Genomic DNA, 11,070 nt, shown 5'->3' with positions numbered 1-11,070 from the left:
GTTAACTAACTTAGGTATAACAAACGAAGTTGTCAACTAAATCCAGTACAGTACAATTTGAATACATAACTTCCTGTTTCCAGGCGGGGAATTGTAGTTTCCTGCATTAGAAACTACAGTTTCCACGGTAGGAAACGAGAGTTCCCAAGGCAGGAAACTACAGTTTCTACGTAAGGATACTGTCGTTTCTCCATAGGGACTATAAATTATCCATAGAGCCATCCCAATTATCCCATAGCTTTGCGTAAAGGAATCAAGGCTTTTTCTTTGATTATATAACGTGTTGCAGATAAAGTATCTGCAACCTATCTGCCACAGGTATCTGCAACGCTCCAACTATTTGTCAACTAGTATATTACACGCTTTTCGTTGCAGGTGGCAGATGTTTTATGTTTTTTCAACTTTATAGTAGACAAAACTTTCATTCATTTCTGCACTGAAATAAATTTCTCCGTTAAAGTGGTGAAGCCCCCAATGACTTAACAATATCTTCCAATGATTCTTTCGAGTTTGCCAGCATCAGTTTCTCCGTTTTTATTCTGGAAATTCTTCGTGTCAGCGTTTCGGTAGTAAGTTTCATTAAATCAGCAAAATAAGCCGGTTGAACTCCTTCCCGTAGAAAAGCACATACCCTTAAATCTTCTTCCGTGAGTTTTGGACTTATCTCTTTCAATTTAGAAACAAGTCCATAGACATTCTCTTGAAGTCGCAGCAACTCTGTCCAGTCTTTCTCGGAGAAAGAAGGGATTTTAGAAGACAAAACATTCCGTTCCTTAAACTGCCGTACTTTTGAGACAACCGGAGAACTTTCATAGATATGTAGTTGAAGAGACTGATACTTCTCTTCGAGATGATTACATTGCAACATCAGCTTATCCGACTCGACATCTTTCTTCAGTATTTCCTCTTTGAAAAGATCCAGTTGGGAAAGTGCGTGCCGGTTTTTCTGCCAGAGTAGTCCAAGCAACAAAGACATCACACCAAACATACCTAAAGCAGAAGACAGAATGACCGAAGAATCACTTTTGTTATCGTTTAACATCAACTGACTGGCGTATGCCTTTCTTTCCATTTCCAGTGCTTCATCAAAGTTACCGTATTTCTGATAATAAAGACTACATCGTTTGCATATTTTTGCCAGATGATCGTATTCCTCTGTTTCTTTGGCAAGTTTGATTGCCTCCTTAAAGTGGATCTCTGCATCCTCTTTCTGTTCCAAATCACTTTCTACACAGGCAAGATAATAATATGCTTTTGATTTTTGATATTCATCGCCATTCTTCTCATAATAAGATGCCGCCTGCCTAATCTGCTTATCAGAAGAATGAGGAATGTTTTTATCCTCGTTGAGCTGGGTACACAATAAATTATACTCTGCCAGTTGAGCCTCATTCATTTGGCTTGACTGAATAGTCTCAAGAATAATGGATGCTGTATCAGGGTCCTGTTCCATCAGTTGCGCAGCCTTGTCCAGCCCTTGCTTCACGCTCGTCCCTTCCGGATGGCAGGCAGCTAGTGAAAGGAGCATCATATACAATAAAATTCGAAGATTATTCATAACTCTATTTTTGTCTTTGCAAAGGATTGATTGGATTTGCAAATATAAAAAATAATCGGCATTTATGCTTCTATAAGTTACACAAAATATAGTGACGCTATCCTGTTCTTATAGTGACACTATCCTTGCTAAATGGCGTCACTATCCTGACAGGATAGCGTCACTATGTTTTTTTGACAAATATCAAGCCGTTGCGGGCTATTAATTAAGAAGATAAGCCGTATCTTTGTAGCAAACAAGAAAATTATATATCATGATTAAAAACATTGTATTTGATTTTGGAGGAGTGATTGTAGATATTGATCGTGACAAAGCGGTTCAGGCATTTATCAAACTGGGACTGGCAGATGCTGATACCCGGCTGGATAAATATCACCAGACCGGCATCTTTCAAGAATTGGAAGAAGGAAAGCTAAGCGCGGATGAGTTTCGGAAACAACTGGGGGATTTATGTGGCCGTCCATTGACGATGGAGGAAACCAAACAGGCATGGCTGGGCTTTTTCAATGAAGTGAATCTAAATAAACTCGATTATATATTGGAATTGAGAAAGTCTTATCATGTGTATATTCTAAGTAATACCAATCCTTTTGTTATGTCGTGGGCATGCAGCCCCGATTTCTCATCGAAGAAAAAGCCGTTGAATGATTATTGTGACAAACTATATTTGTCTTATCAGGTCGGTCACACGAAACCTGCACCGGAAATATTCGATTATATGGTGAACGATTGCAATATTATTCCTTCTGAAACTTTATTTGTAGATGACGGCGCCTCTAATATCCAAATAGGCAAGGAACTCGGATTTGAAACGTTCCAGCCGAAGAATGGTGAAGATTGGCGGGAAGAAATGACTGCTATCTTGGAGAAATGATAATTGAGCAGTTAGTACCATACCGCAAATAAGAAATATGCAACCACAAGTCATACTTATTACCGGAGCATCTTCCGGATTCGGCAAGATTACCGCTCAAATGTTATCGGAACGAGGACACATCGTTTATGGAACAAGCCGGAAACCTTCTGAAGACATGAATCACGTTAAGATGCTTGTTGTCGATGTCACCAATTCCCTTTCCGTTCATCAGGCCGTAGAGCGGATTCTATCGGAGCAGGGACGGATTGACGTATTGATTAATAATGCCGGAATAGGTATCGGCGGCGCATTAGAACTTGCCACTGAAGAAGAAGTGAATATACAAATGAATACAAACTTCTTCGGTGTAGTGAATATGTGTAAAGCAGTTTTGCCATTTATGCGAAAGGCGCGAAAAGGTAAGATTATCAATATCAGCTCTATCGGCGGTGTAATGGGAATCCCCTATCAGGGATTTTATTCAGCTTCGAAATTTGCAGTGGAGGGATATAGCGAAGCATTGGCTTTAGAGGTTCATCCGTTCCATATAAAGGTTTGTGTAGTAGAACCGGGAGATTTCAACACCGGATTTACTGATAACCGGAATATCTCCGAACAGACAAGACTGGATGCCGATTACGGAGAAAGTTTTCTGAAATCATTGGAGATTATAGAAAAAGAGGAACGTAATGGATGCCATCCGCAGAAGTTGGGTGCTGCCATCTGTAAGATAGTGGAACGTACCAATCCTCCTTTTCGGACGAAAGTAGGTCCATGGATACAGGTGTTGTTTGCGAAGAGCAAAAAATGGTTGCCTGATGCAGTGATGCAGTGTGCCTTACGGATATTCTACGCAATTAAGTAAACGATACGATATATAAAAGAAACTGTTCCCAAAGTTTCTAAAAGAAAAATCGTCCTTACTACGATAGGTTGTAGTAAGGACGATTTTATAAGATCAAGGCTTTTTTGAACTGCCTCTTTTTTGATTTAAATATCTTCTATGTTTCCGAATTAACCTTTCGGAAACAATTCCAAAAACATGGTAGTAGTCAGCAACACGGCCAGTCCGACGCAAACGCTTATCAACAGCCAATTGATATATTTTGCTTTCGGCTTGGTGTCGGCATGCAGATTATTCAGGAAATACTCCCTGAAGAAAAGATACAGGCCGGGGATCGTGGCACTTGCCAACAAGAAATCTTCCGGAATCTGAAAGAAATAAGTTTTGGATAATCCGATCAGCGACCAGTGGCAAAGGAACAATACCAAAAACATATTGACCTTTTGCGCAAACAGCAATAATAATCCGATGGTAAACACAACTACCGAACAAGGCATGACCGGAGAAGTCATTTCCGGGAATGAAAGTCCGCGTGCCAATGAAACCAAAGGATATATAAAAGGCATTGCCAACAGGACATAAGACAGTAGATCATATTTGTGGGTACGTTCGAAGGTAGTATATCCCGTAATCGTATCCCATATCCAAATGATAGCCATCACCCCCCAAAACATAGCCATTACTCCATTATAACTACGCTCTTCACAGTAGATATAATAGTAGACCAGAGAAATCCACGTATACAGACCTATCATATAGAACTTCATCGCCATTTTCACCCACGGACGTGGTCGGCCGATAAGCAATCCGGTCAATGCAATACCAATCAGAATGATAACTATCTGTAACAGCCAGGTAGCTGAATTATAATATGCAATTGTTCTCCAAAAAATCTCCATAAAAGTTCGTTTTAGTGTCTTGTTAATGAAAAGGCTCTATGTGGGAACAGGAACATCGGGAACGTAGCTCCTACTGCCAACATGAAAATCACTGTGCTTGCTATCAGAGTATTAGAGAAGAACATCGACATAAACTTGTCCAGCTTATCCGGATCATTCACATTTTGCAGACACATGATAAGTGAAAATACCATGTTGTATGCAAACTTTCCCGGAATCATGGGAAGCAACGCCGGAATGTACAATACTGTCATCGGGCAATATACTTTTTTCCCTAACCACAAACTACCGAAGCCGATGACTAATCCGGCAAACAACGAACCTGTGGCAATATCCACGCCTAAATAGGTCATCAAACAAAAACGACAGGCGTGTCCCAATGCTGCCAGTATGGCAATCATCTTGAATGCACGCAAAGGAGGATCGGAAATCGCCCCAAATCCTATACCTGCTACTGCTGCAAAAAATCCATCCGTAAGAATGTCAAGTGCTATCATATCAAATTAAACTGTTTTTTACCATTAATAATGTGAAGGAAAGTCCGATAGCGATGCTGACAATCAACAAAGAAGCCTCTGTCAGACGGGCAAATCCTGTTAATACATATCCCTCTACTACATCAATCACGCCATTAATCAAAGGCACCCCAGGCACAAGATAAAGCACGCTGGTTGCCATGGCAATCTCCGAAGTTGTATCGAAAATCAGTGCGGTAGAAGCACACAGGGAAGCAACAAAAGCCGAAACAATAAATACAACATAATGATTGATCTTTTTCGCCTGCATTTGTTGTTTCAGGTAGAATCCTGTAATGGTAGCCGAGAACACGATTCCCATCGAAATTAAATCACCGCCGAATAATTTACAGAAAGAGGCATTGGCAAATCCTACTAATAATAATACGAAAAGAGAGTGTATCCGCGGAGCAGAAATGATCTTCTTGTATTTATCTTTCAATTCTTCCAATGACAAATGATTGTCTACTGCTTCCCAGCTCAATGCGCTTAACTCTGAATTATGTTCAAAACTGATCGGGTGTGCAGGAATGTCTATAACCTCGTTACAAGCTTCGTTTGTTTCTTTGTCTATAATGGTCAGAATGATGTTTCTATGAAATACGCTTAATTTGACATCTAGTCCGAAAGCCTCTCCAATACGCTTTGTGTTGCGTACCACCCGCGAGGTGTGTACTCCGGCCCCCATTAAATGGGCTGAATATTCTGCAATAAATTTACCTATGGATAATAAAGATTCGCCTGTCTTCATGAATATGATATTTTTAAATCGGGCGCAAAAGTACAAAAAAAATAGATACCTTTGCCGCGATTAAAAATAAAAAATGCATGAATAACCAATTTACGCATCCTAAAGAGAGAATACGTTTTGCCATATTGACTTTTTTCTTTGCCCAAGGACTTTGTATGGCAAGTTGGGCCAGCCGAATCCCTGATTTCAAAGACGTTTTTGCCGCAAATTATGCTTTCTACTGGGGACTGATTTTATTTATGATCCCTATCGGAAAATTTGTCGCGATCCCCTTGGCTGGTTATCTTGTTTCGAAGTTAGGAAGCCGGAGCATGGTACAGGTCAGTATTCTGGGATACGCTTCATCCCTGCTTTGCATCGGGCTGGCCCATGAGGTCTATCTTTTAGGCTTTCTGCTCTTCTGCTTCGGTGTGTGCTGGAATTTGTGTGATATATCATTCAATACACAAGGCATTGAGGTGGAACGTATCTATGGTAAAACCATTATGGCCACTTTTCATGGAGGATGGAGTCTAGGGGCATGTGCAGGAGCACTTATCGGTTTCGTAATGATTTTGGCAGGAGTCTCCCCCATCTGGCATTATACATTGATATTTATCATCATCCTTATAATTGCACTTTCCGGGCGAAAATATTTGCAGGAGAGCGCACCGCAGGAAGCGGAAGTTTCTGATACGAAGACGAAGGAAAGAAATGCAGCCAAAGCTCCCAATGGTTTTCGCCTGTTATTTCAAAAACCGGAAATGTTGCTTTTGCAGTTAGGACTTGTCGGACTGTTTGCGCTGATTGTAGAAAGTGCGATGTTCGACTGGAGTGCCGTTTATTTCGAATCAGTGGTTCATGTACCTAAATCATTGCAAATCGGTTTTCTTGTATTTATGATTATGATGGCAACGGGCCGTTTCCTGACTAACTATGCTTATCAGCTTTGGGGAAAGAAGAAAGTCCTGCAACTGGCGGGCAGCTTTATCTGTATCGGCTTTTTTGTTTCTGCCCTGTTAGGAGGAGTTTTCGAATCTATGGCTATGAAAGTAATTATCAATTCTTTGGGTTTCATGCTGGTCGGCTTGGGAATATCCTGCATTGTGCCTACTTTGTACAGCTTCGTGGGAGCCAAATCAAAAACACCGGTCAGTATTGCACTTACCATTCTGTCAAGCATCAGTTTTATAGGTTCGTTGATTGCTCCCCTGCTTATCGGTGCCATCTCGCAGGCGTTCGATATCCGTATCGCTTATATGCTTATCGGCATATTGGGCGGATGCATTGTATTAATTGTCAGTTTCAGTAGTGCTTTCAATATTCAGGAATCTGGCGATAAACCTGAATAGAACAAATAAAAAACGCAGCCTTTCACAGTGTTTAAAATTAAACTTCCTGTGAAAGACTGCGTCAATCTTTTAATGCCTTAACTAACCTAACTACTTTATCTTAACTATACTAACCTATCTACAAAATACCCGAAAAATCTTTTATACTACTAATAATCCTATCTTTCAATTCGTTATTTTCAACTATTGAGAAGCCACAGTCTACATTTGCCGGAGCCAATAATACAGCTTTAGCTTCTTCTGCATCTGCCATCTCTTCCGGGTGCTCTCTGAAATAAGTTTCCCATTGGGAAGCTGATTGCGGAGTTACACCCAGCACATAGTTGATAAAATCATCATCCGTCAAAAAATCCATTACCTTTGAGCACATATCGCATCCTTTTTAAGCGTTTACATAAGTAGGACGGCGTTATCCTGTCTATGTACTCAACCCATTTACCTTTTTACTAAAATTAACTTGCCAGACTACGCAACTTTGTCAATCCGCGATGCATCAAGTTGCGTACAGACTGATAATTCATATTCATAATCTCGCAGATATCTTCGTATTTCTTTTCTTCTATATAATATAATGTAAGCGCTTCGCGTTGGCGGGGAGATAATTGATCCAGCAGACGTCTAACCAATGAAAATTCATTCTTGCGTTGCTCTTCTTCCATATAATCATCTTCTACATCTGTAGGAGTGGATATGCTAACTTCTTCTACTGCCGTATCAGACATATACATACGTCTGCGAAGTTCATCACACAACTTATTCTTTAAGGAGATGAATAAATAAGATCTCAAATTATCGATTGTTCCTAATTCATCTTTCTTTGTATAGAGTTTCACGAAGATGTCATGAATACAATCTTTCAGTAACTCTTTATCAATGGTCAACTTCAATCCGTAATTAAAAAGGACGTTGATGTGCAAGTTATACAGCTGTGAAAAAGCTGCCATGTTTCCCGCTTGAAAAGAAGCGAGCAAAGTGTCGGTTGAATGATTAGTCTGTTCCATCATAGCATTAATTCGATTGATTTGATGTTGCAAAACTAAGCAGTATCGACCGCAACTTTGGGTAAAATCTGGTTTGTGGATTGAAAAAACAAGTATCATGTTTTATAACACTCTTTTACTAGAAATTACCAATAAAAAGCAAAAATCCCGCTGAATGGTCTTCAACGGGATTCTCTGCTTTATAACTTATGGAACCAATAAATGCCTTCTTTCTTATCTGGCACCTTTAGATTGTATAAACCATTTATTTTCAGTGATTTATTTATCGTTTCAATCTTTCCGGAAGCAGGATGAATGTACTTTAATACATACTTTCCGGACGATAATTGAACAGGAATTTCTGTTCCGGACTTGGAATAAATGATACTTCCAATATCAGATTTTACCATTTTCTTGTACTCATCCGTATTTGTTTCTTCCACTTCCATGGCTGCTGCATCCTTCAGGAACGCTTTATCTGTGCACGGAATTACAGGACATGAACCTCCTGCCATGAATACAGCCCATCCCATAGCCGGATAATTCTGTGCGTAGAATGTCACTGCCTTTTGAGGAAATTTCTGACGATACTCATTGACAGCTTTATATGCTTCTGTGAAAGTCACCTTTCCCACTTTCATCTTACGCATGTGCTGACGTGGCGCCATATTCTTTCCACCTTCCGGCGCAAAGATTCCGTCCGTCTTATAATGCCAGTATCGGATATCAATAATATCTATTACGGCAGCACGTTTAGGATCTGCAAGGATTGCATCCTGTACGTCTTTCGTTGTACTCAATGCCACTTTCGCTTTCTTCCCGGTTTCAGTTTCCCATTCAGCTATCACGTCCAACCAAAATTGTACGAAGTGCAACGGGCCTGTAAATTCGGCGCTTGTCAACTGAATAACATTCGAATTGTCTGCGAAGTTATTCAGGCACTGGCGGATATATTGTCTGTGCAGTTCACGACGAACAGGATGACTGATATCATAGAACATATCCGCCACAAAGATTCGTTTGTCTCCGGCAAATGGAGCAGGTTCAGGAAATCCGGTCTGATTGATGTTATTGCTGCTTCTCCATGGAGAATCTACCCAATGCGCACCGGCTTCCAATATATTGTGCTGGAAATAGTTTTCATGGAACAACAGCAGTCCGTCCTTATTTCCTTTTTCTGCAAATTCTTTTAAGCGGCTCCAGTACCATGCATTAGGGCGTTTCAAATCATATTTGCTCAATCCTTCCCATGCTGTTCCCTGACCGCTACGACCGAATGGCTGTTCATAGAAAGGTCCCCATACATCACCATCCCGACGGCGAACCCGTTCGTGGTCATCCCGGCGACGATCGTACCAAAGACCGTAATTCTGATCGAAAACAAGAATGTTTTTCTGTTTCATAAAGTCGACTACAGAATCAATGCGGTCGGTTAATCCCAATCCCTCGCGTCCCGGCACAAAGCGGGTGATGGCCGGACTTGCCTTTTTCAGATAATTGGTTTTGAGCTTTCCGTTCCACCAAGGGGTGGTATGACTGCCTCCAACCAATAGAGCACCGTTCATCTGAATACGTCCATTGGTTACAGTTACTTCCGGTTGGGTTAATAATTTAGCAGCAGCAGAAAAAGAAGAAGAATTTGCAAGTGCAGCGCTCTTTTTCTCTTTAATATCATCAATTGATTTTACTCCGGTTGATGCCACCGAAGGAGCAAACTTATTATCACCTATCCAATGTTCCAACGTCAACCGTGGATTATATGCTTCTTTAGCGAGTTCCATAGCTACTTCCACTGTAGGACTACTGGTTGCACTTGTATTTCTGGGCAGAATACGTGCACGTTCTGCACATTCTTTGTTTAACCGTTCTTCCAATTGAGCATAAAAAATACTGCGAGGTTGTACATGATTGTTGGATTGTGCCCATTCACCGTCACCGGAGAATTGTGCCCAACAACCGTATGCACGGTTCATCGCATCTTTTGCCGGGGCATAACATTCGATTTCCGCTGCGGTACATTGCCAAAACAAACTGTTTGCCGTATTCCAACCGGCTCCGTTTTTATCTTGTCCCAAATTCTTGAAAGTCAGGTTATGACCGTCGATATTTACTACGTCAAACAATAGTCCGCATGCCCAGGCATCAATAGAGCCACTGAATCCCAAAGATTCGTACGAATCACATTGTACAAAAGCATTGGGACCGGCTGCGCAATATCCGGCAGCAAAGTCATGAATACCCTGTTCCGAATAGCAGCGTTGAAATAAAGTTTGTTGTCCCAGCGTATGGAAAGTGCAACGACGCATCCCTCCGATTTCTGAAACGGGTTCTTTCGAGATACAGTCTTCAACGGTAATTTTGGAACCTGTACGCTGAACAATTACAGCACTTCCTGCAAAATGCTTGAAATTAACCAGTCTCACCCAACAGTTTTCCGCATCTTCAATGGAGATACCTGTCCAGCAATGATCCTCGTCTTTAGGATAACGCTTGTCGTAATCAGAAATCAGTGTCATATTTTCTACGCCACAATCGTGAATACGTCCGTTCCATTGATAAGTCAACAGGGAAGAAGTTCCATAGTTAGCATCCAAAGCTACGGTTAGCGGAGTATCCAGTGTTACCTGGTTGCCGTTTACTTCGCAGACTGTTCTGTCCCAAGTCAGATCCATGTCACCTTCTTTCCATCCCAAAGCGCTGATACCTCCTCCAAAGATATCACAACCCAAAGAGGCAATCCATTCTTTGCCGGAAGGACGGGTAACCATGACACGGTCTCCTTTTTTCAGAGAAACACCCGAAGCGACTTCCAATGTTCTCGCGTTTACCGGAACATAGTGGGAAAGCACCTTCAATGTGTCTTGTACATTCAGGTCGTCCATTCCTTCCATGTAGATAAGCGCACCTCTGTCCACGCCCTTTTTCAGCAGTATTGTTTTTTCTTTATCCGTACCCCGCAATACAATTCCGGATGCGGAGATACGAATACTGCCGGACAGGGAAAATTCTCCCTGATCGAGTAATACGGCTCCCCGAAAACCGGAAGCGTCAGGAGTCAGCGAAGCTACATAATCAATGGCACGTTGAATACGTGCAGTATTATCTCCGGCTTTCCAGGGTACAAACACCACATTGCGGACAGAAGGAATATCCTGTTCAGAGGATTTATATCCGCATGTAGAGAAATCGAGAATCCGGTTTCCTCGATCATCATTCAGGTAAGTGATCTGGTCATTCTTAACCTGTAAAGCAAAGGTTTGCGCATAACTTTGCACAAACCCAATGCTCAATAATCCTAAAAGGATCGTTCTTACTTGTATATTCATTACAATAAAC

General features: G+C 41.3%; 10 protein-coding genes. 3 read left to right on the top strand and 7 right to left on the bottom strand.

Annotated features, from left to right (window positions below):
• Window positions 1-454: 454 nt before the first annotated feature.
• A complete protein-coding gene (locus KTR06_RS16235) occupies window positions 455-1,558 on the bottom strand; it encodes a tetratricopeptide repeat protein (protein ID WP_151923125.1) in 1,104 nt (367 codons plus the stop codon).
• A gap of 253 nt (window positions 1,559-1,811) precedes the next feature.
• Here KTR06_RS16235 and KTR06_RS16230 point away from each other — a divergent pair, with 253 nt between their 5' ends.
• Entirely contained in the window at window positions 1,812-2,432 is a 621-nt protein-coding gene (locus KTR06_RS16230) for an HAD family phosphatase (RefSeq protein ID WP_217290572.1), read from the top strand.
• A 37-nt stretch (window positions 2,433-2,469) separates the two neighbouring features.
• On the top strand, window positions 2,470-3,279 hold the full coding sequence (locus tag KTR06_RS16225) for an SDR family oxidoreductase (RefSeq protein ID WP_217290571.1): 810 nt from the start codon (window positions 2,470-2,472) through the stop codon (window positions 3,277-3,279).
• Between the two features lie 149 nt (window positions 3,280-3,428).
• Here the strand turns inward: KTR06_RS16225 and KTR06_RS16220 are convergent, their stop codons facing one another.
• The 3 genes from KTR06_RS16220 to KTR06_RS16210 are packed head-to-tail and all read right to left on the bottom strand — an operon-like array spanning window position 3,429 to window position 5,423.
• Window positions 3,429-4,157: a DUF6064 family protein gene (locus KTR06_RS16220; RefSeq protein ID WP_217290570.1), complete on the bottom strand. Its 729-nt coding sequence runs from the start codon at window positions 4,155-4,157 to the stop codon at window positions 3,429-3,431.
• 11 nt (window positions 4,158-4,168) lie between these two features.
• A complete protein-coding gene (locus KTR06_RS16215; RefSeq protein ID WP_004318282.1) occupies window positions 4,169-4,654 on the bottom strand; it encodes a threonine/serine exporter family protein in 486 nt (161 codons plus the stop codon).
• Between the two features lies 1 nt (window position 4,655).
• On the bottom strand, window positions 4,656-5,423 hold the full coding sequence (locus KTR06_RS16210; protein WP_022198938.1) for a threonine/serine exporter family protein: 768 nt from the start codon (window positions 5,421-5,423) through the stop codon (window positions 4,656-4,658).
• A gap of 77 nt (window positions 5,424-5,500) precedes the next feature.
• Between KTR06_RS16210 and KTR06_RS16205 the strand changes: the two genes are divergently transcribed.
• Window positions 5,501-6,754 (top strand): MFS transporter, encoded by a 1,254-nt coding sequence (locus tag KTR06_RS16205; protein WP_217290569.1) that lies wholly within the window; start codon window positions 5,501-5,503, stop codon window positions 6,752-6,754.
• A gap of 118 nt (window positions 6,755-6,872) precedes the next feature.
• On the opposite strand, the gene KTR06_RS16200 is transcribed toward KTR06_RS16205, so the two are convergent.
• The 3 genes from KTR06_RS16200 to KTR06_RS16190 form a co-directional block, all read right to left on the bottom strand.
• On the bottom strand, window positions 6,873-7,124 hold the full coding sequence (locus KTR06_RS16200) for a hypothetical protein (RefSeq protein ID WP_004309749.1): 252 nt from the start codon (window positions 7,122-7,124) through the stop codon (window positions 6,873-6,875).
• A gap of 82 nt (window positions 7,125-7,206) precedes the next feature.
• On the bottom strand, window positions 7,207-7,758 hold the full coding sequence (locus KTR06_RS16195; RefSeq protein WP_004296026.1) for an RNA polymerase sigma factor: 552 nt from the start codon (window positions 7,756-7,758) through the stop codon (window positions 7,207-7,209).
• Between the two features lie 176 nt (window positions 7,759-7,934).
• The gene (locus KTR06_RS16190; RefSeq protein WP_217290568.1) at window positions 7,935-11,060 is read right to left on the bottom strand and encodes a DUF6298 domain-containing protein; all 3,126 of its coding nucleotides are present in this window, start codon (window positions 11,058-11,060) and stop codon (window positions 7,935-7,937) included.
• Window positions 11,061-11,070 lie beyond the last annotated feature (10 nt).

Origin of the sequence: Bacteroides sp. MSK.20.12 (assembly GCF_019052435.1) — a bacterium.
In the GTDB taxonomy this organism is placed as follows: Bacteria; Bacteroidota; Bacteroidia; order Bacteroidales; family Bacteroidaceae; genus Bacteroides; species Bacteroides xylanisolvens.
The sequence above is the reverse complement of the archived record's forward strand: the minus strand, read 5'-3'. Positions and strand labels throughout refer to the sequence as shown.

Coding starts and splice junctions, on each gene's coding strand:
- KTR06_RS16235 (WP_151923125.1), bottom strand. CDS start 1,558: ATGAATAATCTTCGAATTTTATTGTATATGATGCTCCTTTCACTAGCT.
- KTR06_RS16200 (WP_004309749.1), bottom strand. CDS start 7,124: ATGTGCTCAAAGGTAATGGATTTTTTGACGGATGATGATTTTATCAAC.
- KTR06_RS16225 (WP_217290571.1), top strand. CDS start 2,470: ATGCAACCACAAGTCATACTTATTACCGGAGCATCTTCCGGATTCGGC.
- KTR06_RS16205 (WP_217290569.1), top strand. CDS start 5,501: ATGAATAACCAATTTACGCATCCTAAAGAGAGAATACGTTTTGCCATA.
- KTR06_RS16195 (WP_004296026.1), bottom strand. CDS start 7,758: ATGATGGAACAGACTAATCATTCAACCGACACTTTGCTCGCTTCTTTT.
- KTR06_RS16215 (WP_004318282.1), bottom strand. CDS start 4,654: ATGATAGCACTTGACATTCTTACGGATGGATTTTTTGCAGCAGTAGCA.
- KTR06_RS16190 (WP_217290568.1), bottom strand. CDS start 11,060: ATGAATATACAAGTAAGAACGATCCTTTTAGGATTATTGAGCATTGGG.
- KTR06_RS16210 (WP_022198938.1), bottom strand. CDS start 5,423: ATGAAGACAGGCGAATCTTTATTATCCATAGGTAAATTTATTGCAGAA.
- KTR06_RS16220 (WP_217290570.1), bottom strand. CDS start 4,157: ATGGAGATTTTTTGGAGAACAATTGCATATTATAATTCAGCTACCTGG.
- KTR06_RS16230 (WP_217290572.1), top strand. CDS start 1,812: ATGATTAAAAACATTGTATTTGATTTTGGAGGAGTGATTGTAGATATT.